A 21,839-nucleotide genomic window follows, 5' to 3' on the forward strand; every position below is an offset into this window, starting at 1 on the left:
GAGTGTAGGCGAGGTCGGCCGCTGATCCGAATGGGGGATGCGGGGTTCCTGGGGAGGTCACCGGTCGGCGACGGCACGCACGGTGGTGCCGTTCTCGCTGGTCAGCGTGAGGGTCTGCTGTTCGATCCGGTAGTCGGCCCGGGAGTCGAAAAGCCGCAGGAGACGCCTTTCGGTGTCCATGAGTGAATCTTCGCACACCCTTCGGGTGGCGGTCGCGGCGCCGAAGGTGATAGAGCCGTCGCGAACGGTGGCCCCGGCGTGCGCGGTGTTGCAGCCGAGGTGGGCGGAGACGGTGTTGCCCGCGCCGTCGAAGGTGAGGCGGGCCCGGGTGGCGCCGCCTCCGGGGGCGGTGACGGTCCATTCGGTGCCGTGCAGGGGGGCGTCCTGCCGCCTGCTCAGCCGGACGGTGTCCCCGTCCTGCGCGGTGAGCGTCAGCCGGTCGCCGCCGGCGTCGGTCCCGGCGGTGAGCGGACCTGCGGTGAGGGTGCGGACGAGGGCCTGCTCGGCGGCCGGGGGCGTGTCGTCGCAGCCCATCTCGGTGGCCGCGGCGTCGCTGAGCCGGACGCGGTCGCCGTCGACGGCGGCCCGGGCGCTGAACCGGTTGCAGCCGAGGTTGCCCTCCGCCCGGCCACCGGAGCCGATGCGGACGTGCGCCCGGTCCGGCAGGCGGTGCGTGGTCCCGTCGACGGTGACGCTGTCGACGCGCCAGTGGACGCCGGTCACGGGGGCCTCGCCGGCACCGGCCGAGGCGCTCCCGCCGTCCGCCTTCTCGCTGCCGCAGGCCACGGCGAGCGGGAGGAGGGCGGCAGCGGCGATGGTCAGGGTCATGCGCTGCTTCATCCTGTACATGCCGATCCGACGGGCGCGGGGAAGGATCGGTTCCCCGCGCGCCCACGGCTTTTCGCCGCTTCCCGCGGCCCCTCGCCGGCCCCCTCCGGCCTCCCGCGGTCCCTCACGCCAGCAACGGCAGCACTCCCCCGAGGTCGGCCCGCTCGCCGCTCGCGCTCACCTCGGCCCCGGCGACCGCGTCCTTCCAGCCCAGCCGCCCGGTGGCGAGCCGGATCCAGGTCAGCGGGTCGGTCTCGACCACGTTGGGCGGGGTGCCCCGGGTGTGCCGGGGCCCCTCCACGCACTGCACGACGGCGTACGGCGGGATCCGCACCTCCGTCGCCCCGCCGGGCGCCTTCGCGGCGAGCGTGTCGGCCAGCAGGCGGGTCGCGGTGGCCAGGGCCTGGCGGTCGCAGGGGACGTCGAGGCCGGGGACGGCGGCGTTCAGGTCGTCGGTGTGGACGACGAGTTCGACGGCGCGGGTGACGAGGTAGTCGGCGAGGGCGATGGCGCCGGTCCGGGTGGCGAGGAGACGGGTGCCGGGGGCGTCGGCCAGGTGTGCGGTGAGGCGCTGCTCGGTGCGGGCGTAGAGGGCGTCGAGGTCGGGGTGGGCGGCGGCCAGTTCGCGGGTGTCGTCGGCGATGTCGCTCGCGTGTGCGGCGGTGGCGGAGGGCCAGTCCAGGAGGGCGAGGCCGGCCCCGGCGGGTTCCTCGCGGTCGAGGCCGCGGCCGACGGCCTCCACGGCCAGGGCGACGTGCGCGGCCAGTTCCCGTACCGTCCAGCCGTCGAGCCGGGTGGGCAGGGCCAGTTGGCCGGGGGTGAGGGTGCGCACGGCCGACCGCACGTGGGCGAACTGGGCGAGGACGGCGGCGCGGGTGCGGGCGGGGTCGTAGGAGCGGGGGCGCTTCTTGGCCGGTGGCATGGCGGAAGCCTATGCGGGGGCGGTCGGCGTCGGCTCGGGCGCGTCGAACACCTCACCGCCCCGGGGCACGCCGATGCCGCGCCAGGTGAACGGGACGCCTCGCGCGGTGTCCGGGTCGGGGCCGTCCATCAGCTGGAAGTGCAGGTGCGGCTCGGAGGAGTTGCCCGAGTTGCCGACTCGGGCGAGCACCTGCCCCACGCGCACGGTGTCGCCCTCGCGGACGGTGAGCGAGCCGCGCCGCAGGTGGGCGTAGGCCGCGTAGGTGCCGTCGCCGAGGTCCAGCACGAGGTGGTTGCCGAGGATCCGGCGGACCCCGGACATCTCGCGCACCGAGCCCTCCATCAGCGTCAGGTACAGCAGCCCGGGCAGCGAGGTGCGGCTGAGGTGGTCGCGCTGCCGGTCCTCGGCCCGGACGACCGTGGCGTCGGCGACCGCGAACAGCGGGGCGCCGTACGCCGGGAAGTCGGTGCCGCGGCGGGCGAGCGGCCAGACGAAGGAGAACCCGGGGCGGGCGCCCGGCTCCGGTTCGGCGACCAGGTCGATGGCGTACGTCTGCCCGTAGGCGTGGACGCCGTGGCTCGGGGTGCGGTCGGCCGGGCTGTTCAACGCGGACCAGCGGCCGGCGACCGGCGGTGCGACCTCGACCGGCGCGCGGGCGGCCCGCGGGGCGTCCGGAGCGCCGCCCAGCCGGTTGACCACGGCGATCAGGGCGTAGGCCAGGACCAGGGGCAGGAAGTCCCACCACCCCGGGTACCCCCAGTCGAGGCAGACGTGGGCGGCCACCAGGGCGATGAAGCCCAGTTGCAGGCACCGGAACACGATCATGGAGAGTTTGCGCGCGGACATCGTTCCCCCTCGTCGTCGTGGTGCGCGGGTGGTCAGGGCCGCGCTGCGGACAGCGCCACCAGCAGCGGTACGACCCGGCCCGGCGGCACCTCGTGGCGGCCGCGGCCGGTGGTGTGCAGCCAGCCGGCGCCGGTGAGCTGGCGCAGGTGGTGGTACACCTGGCCGGTCGTGCCGACCCCGTCCAGTCCGGCGAGCTCGGCCGCGGTGCGCCGGCCGCCGAGGACCTCGCGGAGCAGCCGCAGCCGTACCGGATGGCCGAGCGCGGCGAAGGCCTCGGCGGCGGCCGGCCAGTCGTCGTCCAGCAGTCCCGCGGTGAGCGCGCCGTGCTGCCATTCGTACCGCTCGCCGGTCGGCAGCCGGACCGCGCCGGTGAACAGCACGCCCCCGTCGGCCGCCGTCGCCTCGGCGAGCCGGTCCTTCAGCCCTTCCAGGGCCCAGAAGTCGCCCTCGCCCGGCCGGGGCGCCCCGCGTCGCTCCGCTTCCAGCGCCGCGAGCCGGCGCTCGAGGTCGGCGACGCGTTCTTCGAGTTCCACGCTCTTGAGGTTACGGAATTACGTAATAACGTGCAAGCAAAGGGGTGGGGGCACGCCGAGGCCCCCGCCCCGGCGGGCCGGGGCGGGGGCCTCGTGCGGAGCGGCGCGGGTGATCAGGCCAGCAGCGCCGGGATCGTCGCCTCGTGGGCGTTCCGCAGCTCGTCCAGGGTGAGCGTGAACTCGCCCTGCACCTCCACCGTGTCGCCGTCGACGACGCCGATGCGGGTGGCCGGCAGGCCCCGCGCGCCGCACATGTCGGTGAAGCGGACCTCCTCCGAACGCGGCACCGCGACGATCGCGCGGCCCGCCGACTCGGAGAACAGGAAGGTGAACGCGTCCAGGCCGTCCGGGACGATCAGGCGGGCGCCCTTCTCCCCGAGCAGCGCCGACTCGACCACGGCCTGGATCAGACCGCCGTCGGACAGGTCGTGCGCGGAGTCGATCATGCCGTCGCGGGAGGCGGCGATGAGGATCTCGGCGAGCAGCCGCTCGCGCTCCAGGTCGACCTCGGGCGGCAGGCCGCCGAGGTGGTCGTGGATCACCTGGGACCAGGCCGAGCCGCCGAACTCCTCGCGGGTGTCGCCCAGGAGGTAGATCATCTGGCCCTCCTCCCGGAAGGCGACCGGCGTGCGGCGGGCCACGTCGTCGATCACGCCGAGGACGGCGACGACCGGCGTCGGGTGGATGGCGGCCTCGCCCGTCTGGTTGTACAGCGAGACGTTGCCGCCGGTCACCGGGGTGCCGAGCTGCCGGCAGCCGTCCGCCAGGCCGCGCACGGCCTCGGCGAACTGCCACATGACCGCCGGGTCCTCGGGGGAGCCGAAGTTCAGGCAGTCGGAGACGGCGAGGGGCTTGGCGCCGGTCGTCGCCACGTTGCGGTACGCCTCCGCCAGGGCGAGCTGCGCGCCGGTGTACGGGTCGAGCTTGGCGTAGCGGCCGTTGCCGTCCGTGGCGATCGCGACGCCGAGGCCGGTCTCCTCGTCGATGCGGATCATGCCGGAGTCCTCGGGCTGGGCGAGGACGGTGTTGCCCTGTACGAAGTGGTCGTACTGCTGGGTGATCCACTTCTTGGATGCCTGGTTCGGGGACGCGACCAGCTTCAGGACCTGGTCCTTCAGCTCCTCGGACGTCGCCGGGCGGGGCAGCTTGTTCGCGTCGTCGGCCTGGAGGGCGTCCTGCCAGGCGGGGCGGGCGTAGGGGCGCTCGTAGACCGGGCCCTCGTGCGCGACCGTGCGCGGGTCCACGTCGACGATCTTCTCGCCGTGCCAGAAGATCTCCAGCCGGTCGCCGTCGGTGACCTCGCCGATGACGGTGGCGATGACGTCCCACTTGTCGCAGATCTCGAGGAAGCGGTCGACCTTGTCGGGCTCGACGACCGCGCACATGCGCTCCTGCGACTCGCTCATGAGGATCTCCTCGGGAGACAGCGTCGAGTCGCGCAGGGGGACGTCGTCCAGGATGACGCGCATGCCGCCGGAGCCGTTGGAGGCCAGCTCGCTCGTGGCGCAGGACAGGCCCGCCGCGCCCAGGTCCTGGATGCCGACGACCAGCTTCTCGGCGAACGCCTCCAGGGTGCACTCGATGAGGAGCTTCTCCTGGAAGGGGTCGCCGACCTGGACGGCGGGGCGCTTGGAGGGCTTGGCGTCGTCGAAGGTCTCGGAGGCGAGGATCGAGGCGCCGCCGATGCCGTCGCCGCCGGTGCGGGCGCCGTAGAGGATGACCTTGTTGCCCGCGCCGGACGCCTTGGCGAGGTGGATGTCCTCGTGCCGCATGACGCCGATGGCACCGGCGTTGACCAGCGGGTTGCCCTGGTAGCAGGCGTCGAAGACGACCTCGCCGCCGATGTTGGGCAGGCCCAGGCAGTTGCCGTAGCCGCCGATGCCCGCGACGACGCCCGGCAGGACGCGCTTGGTGTCCGGGTGGTCGGCGGCGCCGAACCGCAGCGGATCGACGACCGCGACCGGCCGCGCGCCCATGGCGATGATGTCGCGGACGATGCCGCCGACACCCGTGGCCGCGCCCTGGTAGGGCTCGACGTAGGAGGGGTGGTTGTGCGACTCGACCTTGAAGGTGACCGCGTAGCCCTGGCCGACGTCGACCACACCGGCGTTCTCGCCGATGCCGACGAGCAGGGCGTCGGACTCGGGGGCCTTCTCGCCGAACTGGCGGAGGTGGACCTTGGAGGACTTGTACGAGCAGTGCTCGGACCACATCACGGAGTACATGGCGAGTTCGGCGCCGGTGGGGCGGCGGCCGAGGATCTCGACGACTCGCTCGTACTCGTCCTTCTTCAGGCCGAGTTCGGCCCAGGGCAGCTCGACGTCGGGGGTCGCGGCCGCGTGCTCGACCGTGTCCAGAGGCGTCCGGCTCATGCGTTGACCAGCTTCTTGAGGATCGAGGTGAAGAACGGGAGGCCGTCGGTACGCCCGGTACCGATCAGCGGCTCCACGGCGTGCTCGGGGTGCGGCATCAGGCCGACGACGTTGCCGGCGGCGTTGGTGATGCCGGCGATGTCGTTGAGCGAGCCGTTGGGGTTGACGTCCACGTACCGGAAGGCGACCCGTCCCTCGGCCTCCAACTCGTCCAGCGTGCGCCGGTCGGCGACGTAGCGGCCGTCCATGTTCTTCAGCGGGATGTGGATCTCCTGGCCGGCCGTGTAGTCGGTGGTCCAGGCGGTGCCCGCGTTCTCCACCCGCAGCTTCTGGTCGCGGCAGATGAAGTGCAGGTGGTCGTTGCCGAGCATCGCGCCGGGCAGCAGGTGGGCCTCGGTGAGGATCTGGAAGCCGTTGCAGATGCCGAGGACCGGCAGGCCCTCCTTGGCCTGGGCGATCAGGGGCTCCATCACCGGCGAGAAGCGGGCGATGGCGCCGGCGCGCAGGTAGTCGCCGTAGGAGAAGCCGCCGCACAGCACGACCGCGTCGACCTGCTTGAGGTCCTTGTCCTTGTGCCACAGGGCCACGGGCTCGGCCCCCGCGACGCGGATCGCGCGCTGCGTGTCCCGGTCGTCGAGGCTGCCCGGGAAAGTGACGACGCCGATACGAGCGGTCACTTCGCGGCCCCCGCGACTTCCGCCGCTTCCTCGACCCGGACGGTGAAGTCCTCGATCACGGTGTTGGCGAGGAAGGATTCCGCAAGATCGTGGATGCGGGCGAGGGCGGCCTCGTCGACCGGCCCGTCAACTTCCAGTTCGAAACGCTTTCCCTGGCGGACGTCCGAGATCCCTTCGAAACCCAGCCGCGGCAGTGCGCGCTGCACCGCCTGGCCCTGGGGGTCGAGGATCTCCGGCTTGAGCATGACGTCGACTACGACGCGTGCCACTGGCACTCCCGGTGTGTGGTGCTGAGCAGGTTCCTTCAGACTACCCGCACAAAATTTCTACGCGGGTAGAGTTGGAGGAAACTACGTGACCCCGGTCACGATTCGATGTCGGGGACAACCCCGAGCGAAAAGATACGGAAAAGATTCCGGACCACGCCGCGGCGTCCATTGCGCACCATCCGTGTGTTCCGTTTCGGTGGGACTTCACATTGCAATGCCGAGCCCTGTACAAATGAAAAGCCAATAACCGATACTTTGCCCAATAACAGGCGAACAGTCGGCATCTTCGCGACGTCCTGGCACGTCATCGCGACAGATGCCGCGCGAAGGGACCGATATTCGTGGCGCAGCGTGTCGTGGTCACTCTCTTTGACGACATCGACGGCTCGGAAGCGGCGGAGACGATCGCCTTCGGACTCGACGGCAGGACGTACGAGATCGACCTGAACGAAGCCAACGCCAGGAAACTCCGCGAGACCCTGGAGCCGTACGTGGCGGCCGGCCGCAAGCGGTCCGCCTCCGGCCGGGCCTACCGGCAGACGGAGGTCGCCCCCGACCCGGCGGCCGTCCGCGCCTGGGCCCAGTCGAACAGGATGGACGTGCCCGCGCGGGGCCGCATCCCCAAGAAGGTCTACGAGGCGTTCGCCGCGGCCCGGTGAGCCGCTCCGGCCGCACCGGCCGACGACCGGTCATCCGCCCCTCGCCGCAGCCGACTTGCGCGACACCCCTGGTGATCAGCTAAAGTCTGGAACACGCCGAGGGGCGAGCCGGAAGGCCCACCTCACGGACCACGCGGGTGTAGTTCAGTAGTAGAACATCCCCCTTCCAGGGGGAAGGCGCAGTGTGCGATCCCTGTCACCCGCTCCACGCACCGGTCACGACCACTCCTGTGGATCAGGTAGGCTGGTGCTCGCGCCGATCGGTGAAAGCCGGTCGGAGGCAATGCGGACGTAGCTCAGTTGGTAGAGCGCAACCTTGCCAAGGTTGAGGTCGCGAGTTCGAGCCTCGTCGTCCGCTCGGGAATGAGACCCCGGTCCTTCAGGACCGGGGTCTTTTCGTGTCCCCGCGGATCCCCACGGACGGCTTTCCCTTTCGCGTGCACCGCGGTCTGACATTTGTCATGCCGGGAGATGACAGCGCGCACTGCCGCCGGGCGCGCGGCGACGGGACGCTGTCGGCATGGACACAGACGAACGCGAACACGTGATCGAGGTCACCGACCTGCGGCGTGTGTACGGGGGCGGGTTCGAGGCGGTGCGCGGAGTGAGCTTCTCCGTACGGCGCGCGGAGATCTTCGCCCTGCTGGGCACCAACGGCGCCGGCAAGACGTCGACGGTGGAACTGCTGGAGGGGCTGGCCCGGCCGGCCGGCGGCACCGTGCGCGTCCTCGGGCACGACCCGTACACCGGCCGGGCTGCCGTACGCCCCCGCACCGGCGTGATGCTCCAGGAGGGCGGTTTCCCCTCCGAGCTGACCGTCGCCGAGACCGCGCGGATGTGGGCGGGCTGCGTCAGCGGCGCCCGCCCGGCGGACGAGGTGCTGGCGCTGACCGGGCTGGAGAAGAAGGCCGGCATCCGGGTCAAGCAGCTGTCCGGCGGTGAACGGCGGCGGCTGGATCTGGCGCTCGCGCTGCTCGGCGGGCCCGAGGTGCTGTTCCTGGACGAGCCGACCACCGGGCTGGACGCCGAAGGGCGCCGCGACACTTGGGAGTTGGTGCGCGCGCTGCGCGACGGCGGCACGACGGTGCTGCTGACCACGCACTACCTGGAAGAGGCCGAGAACCTCGCCGACCGGCTCGCCATCCTGCACGCCGGGCGCATCGCCGCGTCCGGCACCCCGGCCGAGGTGACCGCGGCCCGGCCGTCCCGGATCTCCTTCGAACTGCCCGGGGGCTGGTTCGTGGGGGACCTGCCGCCGCTCGGCGAACTCGGCGTGTGCGGACACGAGGTGCGGGGACGGACCGTCCGGCTGCGCACGCGCGAACTGCAGCGGACCGCCACCCGGCTGCTGGTGTGGGCCGAGGGGGCCGGGGTGGAGCTGCGCGGGCTGGACGTGCGGTCGGCGTCGCTGGAGGAGGCGTTCCTGGACATCGCTCGGGAGGCGTCGGGCACCGAGGCGGAGGAGTGCGCGGCGTGAACGGCACGGCCACCACCCCCGCACGCCGCATGACGGCGCTGGCGCGGGCGGAACTGACGCTCCTGGGACGCAGCAGGGGCTCGCTGTTCGCCGTGCTGTTCGTGCCGGCGGTGCTGCCGCTGAGCCTGTACTCGGCGGTGCAGGACATGGACCTCGGCCGGGTCGGGCTGACCGTCGGCACGGTCGTCCTGCCCTCCGCGATCGGCTTCTCCCTGCTGTTCGCCGTCCACGGGGCGCTCGTCGGCGTCCTCGTCGTCCGGCGCGAGGAACTCGTCCTCAAGCGGTTGCGCACCGGGGAGTTGCGCGACGCCGAGATCCTCGCCGGTTCCGCGCTGCCGGCCGGCGCCACCGGGCTCGTCCAGAGCCTGCTGCTGGCGGTGGGCTGCACGGTCCTGCTGGACGTGCCCGCGCCGCCCGCGCCCCACCTGGCCGTGGCCGGCGTCCTGCTCGGCCTGGTGCTGTGCGCGGCGCTCGCCGCCGTCACCGCCGGCTTCACCCGGACCGCCGAGAGCGCCCAGGTCACCCCGATGCCGCTGCTGCTGCTCTCGATGCTGGGCTCCGGGGTGACCGTCCCGCTGGAGGTCCTGCCCGACCGGCTCGCGTCGGTGTGCCGCGCGCTGCCGCTGACCCCCGTGATCACCCTCGTCCGCGGAGGCTGGACCGGGGACCTGTCCGCGGCGGAGGCACTCGGCGCCCTGGGGGCGGCCCTGGCCTGGATCGCCGTGGCGGTGTTTGCTGTACGGCGGTGGTTCCGGTGGGAGCCGCGGCGGTGACGGACGGGGACGAGCGGATGCGGATGCCGACTGCGTGGTGGCGGGGCAAGACCACCCCGGCGAAGGTGGAGACGTACACGCGGTGGTCGCTGTACTCCTTCGCGCTGGTCGAGGCCGGCTGGCTCGGACCGGTGTCCTTCACCCATCTGCCGTTCCCGATCGCCGCGGCACTGCTGGCCGCGCTGTGCGGACACGCCGCGCTCGGCGTCGTGACGGCGGCGCGGTCCCTGGACTGGACCCGGGGGCGCAGGGACCAGCCCGTGCGGCTGGTGGCGGCATACGGGCTGGTCACCACCGTGCTCGCCGTCGGCGCGCTCGCCCTGCTCATGCGGGTGCCGGGCGACGGGAGCGGGGACGCCACCGCCAGGTTCTTCTTCATCGGCGTGCTCATGGTCGGCGCCGGCAACGTCACCCTCGGTCTGCGCAGCCGCCGCCGGGTGATCGCCTCGGTGTTCGGCGCCTCCCTCGGAGCCGGGGTGGCCGGCCTGCCGGCCGGGTTGCCCGGACTGCCCGCGCTGATCACCGGGGTCACCGTGCTGCTCGCCACCGGCGTCTTCGCCCTCACCGCCTCCTTCTCCGTCTGGATGCTCGACGCCGTCTACGAGCTCGACGAGGCCCGCGAGACCCGGGCCCGGCTCGCCGTCGCCGAGGAGCGGCTGCGGTTCGGGCGGGACCTGCACGACGTGATGGGGCGCAACCTCGCCGTGATCGCGCTCAAGAGCGAACTGGCCGTGCAACTCGCCCAGCGGGGGCGGCCCGAGGCCGTGGAGCAGATGATCGAGGCGCAGCGGCTGGCCCGGGAGGCGCAGCGGGAGGTCCGGGAAGTCGTACGCGGCTACCGCCAGGCCGACCTCGGCGCGGAACTCGCCGGAGCACAGGGCGTGTTGGCGGCGGCGGGGATCGACTGCGCGGTCACCGGCTCGGCCGCCGGGCTGCCGGCACCGGTGCAGTCGGCGCTCGGCTGGGTCGTGCGGGAGGCGGTGACGAACGTGCTGCGGCACGGGGACGCCCGGCGCTGCACGGTGGAACTGGGGGCGAGGGAGGGGCGCGTGGTGCTGTCCGTGGAGAACGACGGGGTGTCCGGGGCGGCCGCCGGCACCGGGACCGGGTCGGGGCTGGCCGGGCTGCGGGAGCGGCTGGCCGGGATCGACGGCACGCTGCGGGCCGGGCCCGACGGGCGGGGCCGCTTCCGCCTGACCGCCGAGATACCGCTGCCGTCGGCCGCCGGTTCCCCCTCCGTCCCCCGCCCTGTGAGCGAGGTCACCGCATGACGTCCTCCCGGCCCGTCCGGCTGCTGCTGGCCGACGACGAGCACCTGATCCGCGGCGCGCTGGCCGCCCTGCTGTCCCTGGAGGACGACCTGCTGGTCGTCGCCGAGGCGGCGTCCGGACCCGAGGCCCTGGCCATGGCGCGGGCGCACGTGCCCGACGTGGCCGTCCTCGATCTCCAGATGCCCGGTGCCGACGGTGTGAAGGTCGCCACATCCCTGCGGGCCGAGCTGCCCGGCTGCCGGGTGCTCGTCGTCACCGGTCACGGCCGTCCCGGGCACCTGAAGCGGGCGCTCGCGGCAGGCGTGCGCGGCTTCGTTCCGAAGACGGTCAGCGCCCAGCGGCTCGCCGAGATCATCCGCACGGTCCACGCCGGAAACCGCTACGTCGACCCGGAGTTGGCCGCCGACGCGATCTCCGCCGGGGACTCGCCGCTGACCGCGCGGGAGGCGGAGGTGCTGGAGCTCGCCGCGGACGGGGCGCCCGTCGCGGAGATCGCCGAGCGGGCCGCGCTGTCGCAGGGGACCGTGCGCAACTACCTGTCGTCGGCCGTCATGAAACTGGGCGTGGAGAACCGTCATGCCGCGGTGCGTCTCGCACGCGAGCGAGGTTGGGTATAGTTGCTCTCGCGCCACGGCGCAACGCGGACGTAGCTCAGTTGGTAGAGCGCAACCTTGCCAAGGTTGAGGTCGCGAGTTCGAGCCTCGTCGTCCGCTCCAGTGACAAGCCCCCCGGTTCCGGCCGGGGGGCTTGTCCCGTTCCTGACCCGTTCCGTTCCGGGGTCCCCTGTTCCGGGGGCCGCCGCGGTGCGGCCCCCGGTCCCCGTGACCGACGGGCCGTCAGGACCAGCTCAGGCCCGTCAGACGCTCGTACGCCTCGACGTACTTGGCGCGGGTCGCGTCCACCACCCGCTGCGGGAGCGGCGGCGGGGGCTGCTCGCCCCTGCGGTCCCAGCCGGACTCGGCGGAGGTCAGCCAGTCACGGACGAACTGCTTGTCGTACGACGCCTGCGGGCGGCCCGGCTGCCACTGGTCGGCCGGCCAGAAACGGGAGGAGTCCGGGGTGAGGACCTCGTCGGCCAGGACCAGGCGCTCGTCCTCGAAGCCGAACTCGAACTTCGTGTCCGCGAGGATGATCCCCCGGTCGCGGGCGATGTCGCGGGCGCGGGAGTACACGGCGAGGGTCGCCTGGCGCAGCTGGGCGGCGGTGTCCGCGCCGACCTGGCGGGCGACCTCCTCGTACGAGACGTTCTCGTCGTGCTCGCCGACCGCGGCCTTGGTGGCCGGGGTGAAGATCGGGGCGGGCAGCTCGGAGCCGTCGACCAGGCCCTCGGGCAGGGCGAGGCCGCAGACCGTGCGGGACTCGGCGTACTCGGCCAGCCCCGAGCCGGTGAGGTAGCCGCGGGCCACGCACTCGACCGGGACCATCCGCAGGGACTTGCAGACCAGGGTGCGGCCGGCCCAGTCGGCGGGGGCGCCCTCGGGCAGGTCGGTGCTCAGGACGTGGCCGGGGACCAGGTCGGCGAGCTGGTCGAACCACCACAAGGAGAGCTGGGTGAGGATGCGGCCCTTGTCGGGGATCTCGGTCGGCAGCACCCAGTCGTAGGCGGAGATGCGGTCGCTGGCGACCATGACGAGGTCGCCCGCCTCGTTCCGGTACAGGTCGCGCACCTTGCCGGTGTGCAGATGCACCAGACCCGGAACCTGGATCGGCTCGGGCTTTTCGACGAATCCGGACACGGTTCCTCCCCGTGGTTCTGTCCAATGGGTCGATTCTCCCGTACGCGGGGGCGACCGGGCCCAGGGGGTCCGTCCGGAGGCGGGTGGGGGCGGCGGGCCGGGAGGAACGGGTCAGTCCCGTTTGCAGATGCGGTCCAGGAGGTTCGCGGTGGCGCGCTGGATTCGCAGGTCGACGTGGTCGGGACGGTCCAGGGCCGGGGACCAGGCGAAGGTCCCGGACGCGAACACCCAGGCACCGGACGGGGCACGGTACAGGGACGTCTCCTGGTGCCGGCGGATGCCGTCGACGTCGGTGTACGGGGAGTGGGCGAGCAGGATCCGCTCGTCGTGGTCCGGCAGCGGGGTGCGCGGGAAGTAGCGGTCGGCCTCGCCCGCCACGAGCCCCTCGATCCCGTCGCCCTCGTGCGCGCCCGTGCCCTCCCACAGCCAGTGCCCGGCGTTGCGGACGACCAGCGGGTGCGGCTCGGGGACGCGGCCCGCGTACTGGATGCCCAGCAGCTGCTGCTCCGCCCGGTCGATCTCCCGCCACAGCGCCGGGCGTCCCGGGCCTTTGCGTTTGCGGCAGGTCAGCAGGCGGTCGGGGACGCCGGACGGGGACGGGGACAGCTCCACCTGCCAGTACATGGTGTTGGCGGAGAGGAAGACGAGCGAGGTGCCGCGCTCCCGGGCGAGCTCCACGGTGCGACGCATGGGCACGGACCAGTACTCGTCGTGGCCGGGGAAGACCAGGCCCCGGTAGTGGGTGGGGTCGATCCGGCCGGCGTGCAGGTCGCGGGCGTCGGCGTAGGCGAGGTCGTAGCCGTAGCGCTCGGCGAAGCGGATGAAGTCGTAGGCGTGGCCGACGTGCAGGGGCAGGCCCGCGCCCGCGTACGGGCGGTCGAAGGAGACGGTCGTCGCGGCGTCCGCCTCGCCCAGCAGGCGGCCCTCCTCGTCCCAGGCGTGGTAGAAGCTCGCGCCGGTCCGGCCGTCCTCCGGGTACAGGTTGTACGCCTGCCAGGTGACGTCCGGCAGGACGAGCAGCAGGTCGGCGGGGTGGGCGCCGCGGACCGTGAAGGGGACGTGGGAGCGGTGGCCGTCGGCCGTGGTGAGGACGGCGACGTACGCGCCGTCGTTCCAGTACGACGGGATCTGCAGCCGCCAGGACAGCCACCAGTGGTGGCAGGAGACCGTGCGGTCGGCGGTGAGCGGTGCCGGCTGCACGATCCCGGACAGGCGCGGGCTGGTGGTGATCTTCGCGGCGCCGTCGCCGCCGTAGTGGCCGATGCGGTAGACGTCGACGCCGAACTCCTGGGGCGGGTCGACGGTGACGTGGAAGTCGACGGCCTCGCCGGGGGCGACCGCGCCGGTGGAGGCGAACCCCTTGATCTGCTGGTGGACGTCGTCGGCCGCGCGGGGGCCGCCGGTGGGGCGGTGCGCGGGGCGCTGGGCGGGAACCCTCCGGGCGCGGCCCTCCGGGGCGGGGGCGGGGTCCGGGTCCACGTACCAGGGAACGACCTGGCCCGTGTCGCTGAAGTACGTCTCGCCGCCGCGCAGCCAGGGGACCGGGCCCTGCCCGAAGGGGTCCGTCACGGCATGCGCGAGTGCTCCCGACTCCCAGCGGCGTACGTGCTGCGACCCCATGGGTCGTTCCCCTCCCTCTTGCCCCGTTTCGTGCGGTGTGCGGCGCGGTCTGTGGTGGGCGGCGCAGGCTGCGCGGTGGTGACGCGGTCCGGTCGCCGGGCGGGTTTCGCTGTCGTATGTCGGGTGTCTTTGCCGCGGCGGCCACCGCTCCCCAGCACATCACATTTCGCACGTGTGCTGTCACTATTTGTTGTGAACCGGCCGAAAGTGGAATTGACGACTCCGATTGGTGGGGCCGCCGGATCCGGCCGGGGCTGCCGGATCCGGCAGGGGAGGTCGGGATCAGACCAGTCGCACCGGCTTCTCCGGGCGTATGCCGAGGTCGGTGAGCCAGGCCCGCAGGGGGGCCGGGTCCCCGGTCTCGACCAGGGTCAGGACACGGGGGGCGAGATCGGACGCGCGTTCGCCGCCGATGCGGAGGACCGGGCCGTCGAGCCAGTCGAGCCCCGGAACGGCGCCGGCGGTGTCCATCGCCGCGCAGCAGACCATCGCCGTGATGTGGTCGGTGAGGAGGTCACGGGCCGCGCGCGGGGGCTGGAGCGGGAAGAGGGGCAGCGGGCGGTCGTCCCAGAGGGCGGTGTCGGGACCGGACGCGTCGGCGGGGGGCCGGCCGGGTGGTGCGGGGGGCCGGGCCTCCGCCTCCTCGCGGGCCACTTCGGCACTGAGCCGGGCGGCGAGGGCGGCGCTGCGGGCGGTGGTCCCGGAGAGTTCCCCGTCCTGGCCGGTCCCGTCCTCCGGCTCGGTCGCGTCCTCCGGCTCGGTTCCGTCCGGGCCGGTCCGGCTGCTCGGCTCGGTCCCGTCCTCCGGGCCGGCCCGGCCCTTCCGCCCGGCCCGGGGCCGGGGGGCGGCCCCGGGTGCCGGGGCCGCCTCGTCAGGGGGGTCCGCCGGATCCGTCAGGTGGTCGAGGACGCGGGCCAGGGTGGGACCGTCGGCCGGGGGCGTGGCGGCGGCGCGGCGGACGCCGAGGGCGTCCAGGACGCGGTGGAGGCGGGCGGCGTCCGTGCGCCAGGCGCGGTCCACGACCTCCTCCGTATACGCCTGCCACTCCACCGGCGACCAGTCCGGCCCGGGTTCGGCGGGGCCGCCGTGGAAGAGGCGCGCGGCGAGGAGGGAGACCGCCTCGTCCACCGCGCCGGGCTCCTCCAGCAGGTCGCAGGCGGGACGCTCGCCCAGACGGGAGGCGAAGCCCTCGGCCAGGCGATCGCGGCGGGACAGTTCGGTGAGCGCCGCGACGACCCCGGCGTCCAGCCGGGAGGGCCAGCGGCCCATCCGCCAGGCGGGCAGCGCGACCTTCGTCAGCAGCCGGTCCCAGCCCGCGTACGCCAGGCCCACCTGCTCCTGGGCGACGATCCGCAGCCCGTAGTCCACGGCCTGTGCCCGCTCGGCCGCGGCCGCCGCGACCGCGCGTTCCATCTCGGCGGCGTGGCCGCGGCAGCCGCGCAGCAGCAGGCGGGATATCCAGCCGATGCCCGCGTACACCGCGCGGGACAGCGGGAGGCGGCTGCGCGTGGAGGCGATCGCCACCGCCGCGTCCAGGCCGCGCACGAAGCGCCGGGCCGCGGCTATGTCGGGGTGCGCCGACGGTCCCGTGCCGGCGACGACCGGGGCGAGCACCGCGCGCAGTTCGCCGACGCGCATCCACCACAGGAAGGGGGAGCCGATGACGAGGACGGGAGCGGCGGCGGTCCGGTGGCGGGAGCGTCCGGCCGGTCCCGCCGTGTCGTCGTACCCCTGCGGGGACGGGGGCCCGTGGGCCGGGTGGGTGCGGTCCTCCAGCCAGCTGTCGCAGTCCGGGGTGAGGGCCACCGCGGACGGGGCGGGCACGTCGAGCCGGTCGGCGAGGTCGCGCACCATCCGGTACAGGTCCGGGGCCGACTCCTCGGCGATCGGGACCGTCGGGCTGACGGCGGGGCGGGCGCGGGCGACGAGCAGGGCGATACCGGCCGCGGCGAGGAGGACGACGGCGGCGGTCGCGGTCACGGTCCAGCGGGCGGCGTCCCAGCCGCCGCCCACGAGATGCCCCGTCGCGCCGCCGGCGAGCAGGATCACTGCGGCGGCAGCGGGCAGCAGGGCGACGGCCACGGCCCGGCTGCGGACGCGCAGCACGGCCAGCGCCCGGGAGCGCGCGGCCCGCGCGCCCTGTTCCTCCACGCCCGTACCGCTCATGGCCGGCTCCTCACCCCCTCCCTGCCCGTCGTGCCTGTCGCGACGCTGTCCTGGTGGTGCTCACTCCCCCACTGTGGCACCCGCCACCGACATCGCAATGCCGGTGGGCCAAGTGCCGGAACGCTTGCGCGGCACCCTAGTTGGGGGCTCGGTATCCGTCAGCCGGATGGGGCATCGGTCACTCGATGGAATGGCTCTGGGGAGAGGTGGGTGACGGACAGCAAGGATCAGGCCCCGGCTCCCGAGCCCGAAGGCTTGAGAACCGGGGCCTGTCGGGTCCGGTGTCGGTCGAGGTGCCCGGGGCCTGAGGGCCTGGGAGCCGGTGGCCTGGCGGCTTGGTGCCCTGGGAGATGGCGGCTTGGGGCCCGGTGGCCCTGGCCTATGCGCCGGCTGCCGCCTCTGCCGCCTTCGCCGCGATGTCCGTGCGGTGCCGGGAGCCGTCGAGGCGGATGCGGGAGACGGCCCGGTAGGCGCGGTCGCGGGCCTCGCCGAGGTCCTTGCCGGTGGCCGTCACCGACAGGACGCGACCGCCCGCGCTGACGACCGCGTCGCCCTCGCGCCGGGTGCCCGCGTGCAGGACGTACGCGTGCGGGGCGTCCTGCGCCGCGACCTCGTCCAGGCCGGTGATCGGGTCGCCGGTGCGCGGGGTGCCGGGGTAGTTGTGCGAGGCGACGACCACGGTGACCGCTGCCTCGTCGCTCCAGCGCAGGGGTTCCAGGTCGGCGAGGTTGCCGGTGGCGGCGGCCATCAGCAGGCCGGCCAGCGGGGTCCTCAGCCGGGCGAGCACGACCTGCGTCTCGGGGTCGCCGAACCGGGCGTTGAACTCGATCACGCGCACACCGCGGGAGGTGATCGCGAGTCCGGCGTAGAGCAGCCCGGAGAACGGGGTGCCGCGACGGCGCATCTCGTCGACGGTCGGCTGCAGGACCGTCTCCACGACCTCGTCGACCAGCTTCGGGTCGGCCCACGGCAGCGGCGAGTACGCGCCCATGCCGCCGGTGTTGGGACCCTCGTCGCCGTCGAGCGCGCGCTTGAAGTCCTGGGCGGGCTGGAGCGGACGGACCGTCTCGCCGTCGGTGACGGCGAACAGGGACACCTCCGGCCCGTCGAGGTACTCCTCGACGACCACCCGGTCGCAGGCCGCCGCGTGCGCCTTGGCGGCTTCGAGGTCGGAGGTCACGACGACGCCCTTGCCCGCGGCGAGCCCGTCGTCCTTGACGACGTACGGGGCGCCGAAGGCGTCGAGGGCCGCGGCGACCTCCTCCGCGGTCGTGCAGACGTACGAGCGGGCGGTGGGTACTCCGGCCGCCGCCATGACGTCCTTGGCGAAGGCCTTGGAGCCCTCCAGCCGCGCGGCCCGCGCGGAGGGCCCGAAGACCGGGATGCCCGCCTCGCGCACGGCGTCGGCGACCCCGGCGACGAGCGGCGCCTCCGGGCCGACCACGACCAGCTCGGCACCGAGCCCGGTGGCCAGCGCGGTCACGGCCTTGCCGTCGAGGGCGTCGACCTGGTGCAACTCGGCGACCTCGGCGATGCCGGCGTTGCCGGGTGCGCAGTGCAGCGCGGTGACGTCGGGGTCGAGGGACAGGGAGCGGCACAGGGCGTGTTCGCGGGCGCCGCCGCCGATGACGAGGACCTTCACGGGGTCAGCCTAACGGCAGGGGGGCGGCACGGTTTGTGCGGGCCGCCGAGGGGGTGGGGGACGGTTGTTTGTGGGTTCCTCCGAGAAGGTCTCCCCTCCCCGTCCTCCCCGGTCCGTCCCCCGCCCGTCCGCTATTCGTGCGCGATCTCCTCCACGACCGTCGCGCCCAGCTCCCGCACGATCAGTTCCTTGCCGGAGAGGGCCGACTCGTCGAGGTCGGGGTCGTCGTCCTCGGGGATGTCGTCCTCGGGGGAGACGGGGGGCGGCTCCGGTGCCGGGGGCACGGGTGCGGGAGCGGAGGCACGGGAGGGGGCGGGTGCCTGCGGCGCGGCCGGCGCGGGTGCCGGGGAGGACGAGGGGAACGAGGCGGGCGGCGGGGGCGGGGGGGCCGGCCGCTGTGCGGGCGAGGGCGTGCCGCCGCCGTAGCCGCCGGCGCCGCCCGGAGCGGCACCGCCCGCGCCGTGGCCGCCGGTGGACCCCGGGGGACCGGCGGGCGGCGGCGCCGAGCCGCCGGAGGGGTCGACGACCGCCTCGATCTTCCACTGGACGTGGAACTGTTCGGCCAGCGCCTGGCGCAGCACGTCCTCGCTGCCGCTGCTCAGGAAGTTGTCCCGGGCCCCGGCGTTGACGAAGCCGAGCTGGAGGGTCGTGCCGTCGAAGCCGGTCACCTGGGCGTTCTGGCTGAGCAGGATCCAGGTGAACCGGCGGCGGTTCTTGACCGCCTCCAGGATGTCCGGCCAGAGCGAGCGGGGGTCGAGGCCGCCCGGGGCCGGGGAGGCCGGGGCGACCGGGCCGGCCGGCGGCGCGGAGGCGGGAACGGGACGGGAAGCGGGCGGGGTGGGCGAGGCGGGCGCCGGGGGTTGCTGTCCGCCGCCCGCGGGCGCCGCCGTGGGCCAGCCGCCGGGCCGGCGTCCGCTGCCGGCGGCGGCGGCCGTGGGCCAGGCACCGGGCACGGGGGAGGCAGCGGCCGGTGACGCGGGGGCGGGCGCGGGAGGTACGGGGGCGGCGGGGGCCGGGGCGGGGGCGGCCGGCGCGGGTGCGGCAGCGGCCGGCGGCCGGGAGGCCTGCCCCGCGGGGGCGGGGGCGGACGGGCCGGAAGCGGCGGCCGGCGCACCGGCCGCACCGGGACCCGCGGGCGCGGCGGCGGCCGGCGCGCCGGAAGCGCGCACCGCCGCCCGGGCCGCGGCTGGTCCGCCGCCCGGCGGAACCGGAACGGCGGCGTCGCCCCCGTGGGCCCCGGGGCCCGGCACGTACCCCGCCGCGGGGGCGCCGGCGCCCGCGGAGAAGTGCACACCGCGCTCGATCCGGTCGAGGCGGGCCATCACCGACCGCTCGTCGCCGTAGGCCGCCGGCAGCAGCACGCGCGCGCAGATCAGTTCGAGCTGGAGGCGGGGGGAGGTGGTTCCCCGCATCTCGGTGAGCCCCTGGTTGACGAGGTCGGCGGCGCGGCTCAGCTCGGCGGCGCCGAAGGACCTCGCCTGGGCCTGCATCCGCTCGACGACGTCCGCCGGGGCGTCGATGAGCCCCTTCTCCCCCGCGTCCGGCACGGCGGACAGGATCACCAGGTCGCGGAGCCGCTCCAGCAGGTCGGCGACGAAGCGCCGCGGGTCGTTGCCGCTCTCGATGACGCGGTCGACGACCTCGAAGGCCGCCGCCCCGTCCCCGGAGGCGAACGCCTCGACGACGGAGTCCAGCAGCGAGCCGTCCGTGTAGCCGAGCAGGGCGGTGGCCATGGCGTACGTCACGCCCTCGGCGCCGGCGCCCGCGAGCAGCTGGTCCATGACGGACATGGAGTCCCGTACGGAACCGGCGCCCGCCCGCACGACGAGCGGGAGCACGCCGTCCTCGACGGGGATGTCCTCCTGCTCGCACACCTGGGAGAGGTAGTCCCGCAGGGTGCCGGGCGGCACGAGCCGGAAGGGGTAGTGGTGGGTCCGCGACCGGATGGTCCCGATGACCTTCTCGGGCTCGGTGGTGGCGAAGATGAACTTCAGGTGCTCCGGCGGCTCCTCGACCACCTTGAGCAGGGCGTTGAAGCCGGCCGACGTGACCATGTGGGCCTCGTCGATGATGTAGATCTTGTACCGGCTGCGGGCGGGGCCGAAGAACGCCTTCTCCCTCAGGTCGCGGGCGTCGTCCACACCACCGTGCGAGGCGGCGTCGATCTCGATGACGTCGATGGAACCGGGGCCGTTGCGCGCCAGGTCCCGGCACGACTGGCAGTCGCCGCACGGCGTCGGCGTGGGACCTTGCTCACAGTTCAGGCAGCGGGCCAGGATCCGCGCGCTCGTCGTCTTGCCGCAGCCGCGCGGACCGCTGAACAGGTACGCGTGATTGACCCGGTTGTTCCGCAGCGCCTGCTGCAGCGGGTCGGTGACATGCTCCTGCCCGATGACCTCGGCGAAGGACTCCGGGCGGTAGCGGCGGTAGAGCGCGAGAGACGACACGCCTACGAGGTTATAGGCGCCCGCCGACAACCGGCCGGGCCTCGGCTGCGCCCCTGGTCAGGGGCTTGTCCTCCCCTCGGCCGACCGCTCGGCCGTTTCCTCGGCCGGCCGTCCGGCCCCGGGCCCGCCCCGCCGGGTCCGCCGGGTCCGGTCCGGGGAACGCCCCGGAAACGGAAGCGCCCCCCACGCACCCGCCAGAGCCGACCTACCCTTGCTGCCTTCCGGCCCTGGGGGAGTTCAGTCAGATAGCGCCGCGTGAGGGGCTTCCCACAGGTTACCCGATTCCGCGGGCCCGGAACGAGTTCGCGAGCACTCCCCGGCGTCATGTAATGTTCTCGGCGGAGGATTCGCCTAGAGGCCTAGGGCGCACGCTTGGAAAGCGTGTTGGGGGCAACCCCTCACGAGTTCGAATCTCGTATCCTCCGCAGCCGCCGAACCGGCGGAATGACGAGCCGGACCACTTCACGTGGTCCGGCTCGTCTTCGTATGTGACGTGCTCGGTTGTTCCCGGCCGCGCCCGGTCATGTCCGACCAGGCTCGACCGTGCTCGGTCACGTCCGATCACGAAGACCTGCCCGGGAGGGGGCTCCGCTCCGGCCGGCTCCCCGGGGCGCGGCTGCTCGCGCGCCGGGGGCAGGGGCACTCGTCCTGATCCGCCGATCGTACGGCGCTTCCGCGTCCCCGGTCCGGGGCCAACCTCCTTGTAGCTTTCAGTGGTTCGCCGGTCCGCCCTGCCCGTGGCGTCGAGGACCGGTGGGGAGGGGAGCGGGGCGTGCCGCGTGTACTGGATCTCTGGCGTCGGCAGCTGGGGGAGGTACCCGAGTCGGTCTGGGAACGGACCGATCTGGAGGTGCTGATCCTCGCGGACAACGGGCTCACGGACCTTCCGCCGCGGATCGGCCGGCTGCGCCGGCTGACCACCCTGGACCTCGGGCACAACCGCCTCGCCTCCGTCCCCGACGAGCTGGGTGACCTGACCGGCCTGAGCGACTGCCTCTACCTGCACGGCAACCGGCTGTCCCGGCTCCCCGGCTCCCTGGGGAACCTGACGCGGCTGCGCTACCTCAACGTCGGCGGGAACGCCCTCACCGCCCTGCCCGAGGCCGTCGGCCGGATGAGCGCGCTGATCGAGCTGCGGGCGCAGCACAACCGGCTGACCACCCTGCCCGAGGGCGTCGGGAGCCTCCGCGGCCTTCGGGAACTGTGGCTCCGCGGCAACGCGATCGGCGGTCTGCCGTCGTCCGTGGCCGGTCTGCGGGAGCTGCGGCACCTGGACCTGCGGGACAACGCGCTCACCGAGCTGCCCCGGGCGCTGGCCGGCCTGCCCCGGCTGCGTCAGCTCGACGTGCGCGGCAACCGCCTGACCCAGGTGCCGGACTGGGTCGTCGGCCTGCCCTCGCTGGAGAAGCTGGACCTGCGCTGGAACGCGTGCGAGCCCTCCCCGGCGACGATGTCCGGGTTGCGGCGGCGGGGGTGTTTCGTGCTGCTGTGAGCAGGGCTCCGCCCGGTCCGGCCGTCCGGAGCCGGGCGGTGGTGCGGGGGGCCACTTGTCAAGGCCGGGGCGACGGAGGTAAAGCGTTGACCGACGGTCCCCGCGGGCC

The 21,839-nt window shown here is 74.0% G+C and carries 18 protein-coding genes, 4 tRNA genes and 1 other RNA gene; 10 read left to right on the plus strand and 13 right to left on the minus strand.

Annotation, left to right across the window (positions count from 1 at the left end; genetic code table 11):
* Positions 1 to 57 precede the first annotated feature (57 nt).
* The 7 genes from ACSU6Z_RS13940 to purS all read right to left on the minus strand — a co-directional run bounded on the left by ACSU6Z_RS13940 (position 58) and on the right by purS (position 6,447).
* Positions 58 to 849: an META domain-containing protein gene (locus ACSU6Z_RS13940; protein ID WP_437045719.1), complete on the minus strand. Its 792-nt coding sequence runs from the start codon at positions 847 to 849 to the stop codon at positions 58 to 60.
* Between the two features lie 103 nt (positions 850 to 952).
* Positions 953 to 1,750 carry a sterol carrier family protein gene (locus tag ACSU6Z_RS13945; RefSeq protein WP_437045721.1) on the minus strand — a complete coding sequence of 266 codons (798 nt, stop codon included), beginning with the start codon at positions 1,748 to 1,750 and terminating at the stop codon, positions 953 to 955.
* A 9-nt stretch (positions 1,751 to 1,759) separates the two neighbouring features.
* Entirely contained in the window at positions 1,760 to 2,596 is an 837-nt protein-coding gene (locus ACSU6Z_RS13950) for a M23 family metallopeptidase (RefSeq protein WP_437045722.1), read from the minus strand.
* 32 nt (positions 2,597 to 2,628) lie between these two features.
* A complete protein-coding gene (locus ACSU6Z_RS13955) occupies positions 2,629 to 3,129 on the minus strand; it encodes an ArsR/SmtB family transcription factor (protein ID WP_437045724.1) in 501 nt (166 codons plus the stop codon).
* A gap of 113 nt (positions 3,130 to 3,242) precedes the next feature.
* On the minus strand, positions 3,243 to 5,501 hold the full coding sequence (gene purL, locus ACSU6Z_RS13960; protein ID WP_437045726.1) for a phosphoribosylformylglycinamidine synthase subunit PurL: 2,259 nt from the start codon (positions 5,499 to 5,501) through the stop codon (positions 3,243 to 3,245).
* Positions 5,498 to 6,178, minus strand: coding sequence for a phosphoribosylformylglycinamidine synthase subunit PurQ (purQ, locus tag ACSU6Z_RS13965; protein ID WP_437045728.1), 681 nt, complete (start codon positions 6,176 to 6,178; stop codon positions 5,498 to 5,500). Before purQ ends, purL begins: the two co-directional genes overlap by 4 nt.
* On the minus strand, positions 6,175 to 6,447 hold the full coding sequence (gene purS, locus ACSU6Z_RS13970; protein WP_437045730.1) for a phosphoribosylformylglycinamidine synthase subunit PurS: 273 nt from the start codon (positions 6,445 to 6,447) through the stop codon (positions 6,175 to 6,177). Before purS ends, purQ begins: the two co-directional genes overlap by 4 nt.
* A gap of 341 nt (positions 6,448 to 6,788) precedes the next feature.
* Between purS and ACSU6Z_RS13975 the strand changes: the two genes are divergently transcribed.
* The 8 genes from ACSU6Z_RS13975 (at position 6,789) to ACSU6Z_RS14010 (ending at position 11,343) form a co-directional block, all read left to right on the plus strand.
* Positions 6,789 to 7,106: a histone-like nucleoid-structuring protein Lsr2 gene (locus tag ACSU6Z_RS13975; protein WP_437045732.1), complete on the plus strand. Its 318-nt coding sequence runs from the start codon at positions 6,789 to 6,791 to the stop codon at positions 7,104 to 7,106.
* A gap of 133 nt (positions 7,107 to 7,239) precedes the next feature.
* Positions 7,240 to 7,314 (plus strand) — tRNA-Gly (locus ACSU6Z_RS13980).
* A gap of 77 nt (positions 7,315 to 7,391) precedes the next feature.
* Positions 7,392 to 7,464: transfer RNA gene (locus tag ACSU6Z_RS13985), tRNA-Gly, on the plus strand.
* A gap of 162 nt (positions 7,465 to 7,626) precedes the next feature.
* Positions 7,627 to 8,583, plus strand: coding sequence for an ABC transporter ATP-binding protein (locus tag ACSU6Z_RS13990; RefSeq protein WP_437045733.1), 957 nt, complete (start codon positions 7,627 to 7,629; stop codon positions 8,581 to 8,583).
* Positions 8,584 to 8,612: 29 nt separating this feature from the next.
* Entirely contained in the window at positions 8,613 to 9,356 is a 744-nt protein-coding gene (locus ACSU6Z_RS13995; RefSeq protein WP_437050300.1) for an ABC transporter permease, read from the plus strand.
* Positions 9,357 to 9,373: 17 nt separating this feature from the next.
* Complete coding sequence (locus tag ACSU6Z_RS14000) at positions 9,374 to 10,627, plus strand: sensor histidine kinase (protein ID WP_437050301.1); 1,254 nt, start codon at positions 9,374 to 9,376, stop codon at positions 10,625 to 10,627.
* Positions 10,624 to 11,244, plus strand: a complete 621-nt coding sequence (locus tag ACSU6Z_RS14005; RefSeq protein WP_437045734.1) for a response regulator — start codon at positions 10,624 to 10,626, stop codon at positions 11,242 to 11,244. Before ACSU6Z_RS14000 ends, ACSU6Z_RS14005 begins: the two co-directional genes overlap by 4 nt.
* Before the next feature lie 23 nt (positions 11,245 to 11,267).
* Positions 11,268 to 11,343, plus strand: a tRNA-Gly gene (locus ACSU6Z_RS14010).
* A gap of 120 nt (positions 11,344 to 11,463) precedes the next feature.
* Here ACSU6Z_RS14010 and ACSU6Z_RS14015 read toward each other — a convergent pair.
* From ACSU6Z_RS14015 to ffs, 6 genes are all read right to left on the minus strand, one after another.
* Complete coding sequence (locus ACSU6Z_RS14015) at positions 11,464 to 12,363, minus strand: phosphoribosylaminoimidazolesuccinocarboxamide synthase (RefSeq protein ID WP_437045736.1); 900 nt, start codon at positions 12,361 to 12,363, stop codon at positions 11,464 to 11,466.
* 111 nt (positions 12,364 to 12,474) lie between these two features.
* The gene (locus tag ACSU6Z_RS14020; RefSeq protein ID WP_437045737.1) at positions 12,475 to 13,983 is read right to left on the minus strand and encodes a N,N-dimethylformamidase beta subunit family domain-containing protein; all 1,509 of its coding nucleotides are present in this window, start codon (positions 13,981 to 13,983) and stop codon (positions 12,475 to 12,477) included.
* A gap of 282 nt (positions 13,984 to 14,265) precedes the next feature.
* Positions 14,266 to 16,149: a hypothetical protein gene (locus ACSU6Z_RS14025; RefSeq protein ID WP_437045739.1), complete on the minus strand. Its 1,884-nt coding sequence runs from the start codon at positions 16,147 to 16,149 to the stop codon at positions 14,266 to 14,268.
* A gap of 379 nt (positions 16,150 to 16,528) precedes the next feature.
* Positions 16,529 to 17,791, minus strand: a complete 1,263-nt coding sequence (gene purD, locus ACSU6Z_RS14030) for a phosphoribosylamine--glycine ligase (protein WP_437045741.1) — start codon at positions 17,789 to 17,791, stop codon at positions 16,529 to 16,531.
* Between the two features lie 131 nt (positions 17,792 to 17,922).
* Positions 17,923 to 20,238 (minus strand): DNA polymerase III subunit gamma and tau, encoded by a 2,316-nt coding sequence (locus ACSU6Z_RS14035; protein ID WP_437045743.1) that lies wholly within the window; start codon positions 20,236 to 20,238, stop codon positions 17,923 to 17,925.
* Positions 20,239 to 20,407: 169 nt separating this feature from the next.
* Positions 20,408 to 20,506, minus strand: an RNA gene (gene ffs, locus ACSU6Z_RS14040) — signal recognition particle sRNA small type.
* A 72-nt stretch (positions 20,507 to 20,578) separates the two neighbouring features.
* On the opposite strand from ffs, the gene ACSU6Z_RS14045 reads away from it, so the two are divergent.
* Together ACSU6Z_RS14045 and ACSU6Z_RS14050 are read left to right on the plus strand one after the other, a co-directional pair.
* A tRNA-Ser gene (locus tag ACSU6Z_RS14045) sits at positions 20,579 to 20,663 on the plus strand.
* Between the two features lie 347 nt (positions 20,664 to 21,010).
* A complete protein-coding gene (locus ACSU6Z_RS14050; protein ID WP_437045745.1) occupies positions 21,011 to 21,730 on the plus strand; it encodes a leucine-rich repeat domain-containing protein in 720 nt (239 codons plus the stop codon).
* The last annotated feature ends 109 nt before the right edge of the window (positions 21,731 to 21,839 follow it).

Source organism: Streptomyces sp. enrichment culture (assembly GCF_964273145.1).
GTDB lineage: Bacteria > Actinomycetota > Actinomycetes > Streptomycetales > Streptomycetaceae > Streptomyces.

Coding starts and splice junctions, on each gene's coding strand:
- ACSU6Z_RS13940 (WP_437045719.1), bottom strand. CDS start 849: ATGTACAGGATGAAGCAGCGCATGACCCTGACCATCGCCGCTGCCGCC.
- ACSU6Z_RS13945 (WP_437045721.1), bottom strand. CDS start 1,750: ATGCCACCGGCCAAGAAGCGCCCCCGCTCCTACGACCCCGCCCGCACC.
- ACSU6Z_RS13950 (WP_437045722.1), bottom strand. CDS start 2,596: ATGTCCGCGCGCAAACTCTCCATGATCGTGTTCCGGTGCCTGCAACTG.
- purL (WP_437045726.1), bottom strand. CDS start 5,501: ATGAGCCGGACGCCTCTGGACACGGTCGAGCACGCGGCCGCGACCCCC.
- ACSU6Z_RS13990 (WP_437045733.1), top strand. CDS start 7,627: ATGGACACAGACGAACGCGAACACGTGATCGAGGTCACCGACCTGCGG.
- ACSU6Z_RS13995 (WP_437050300.1), top strand. CDS start 8,613: ATGACGGCGCTGGCGCGGGCGGAACTGACGCTCCTGGGACGCAGCAGG.
- ACSU6Z_RS14000 (WP_437050301.1), top strand. CDS start 9,374: ATGCGGATGCCGACTGCGTGGTGGCGGGGCAAGACCACCCCGGCGAAG.
- ACSU6Z_RS14005 (WP_437045734.1), top strand. CDS start 10,624: ATGACGTCCTCCCGGCCCGTCCGGCTGCTGCTGGCCGACGACGAGCAC.
- ACSU6Z_RS14020 (WP_437045737.1), bottom strand. CDS start 13,983: ATGGGGTCGCAGCACGTACGCCGCTGGGAGTCGGGAGCACTCGCGCAT.
- ACSU6Z_RS14025 (WP_437045739.1), bottom strand. CDS start 16,149: ATGAGCGGTACGGGCGTGGAGGAACAGGGCGCGCGGGCCGCGCGCTCC.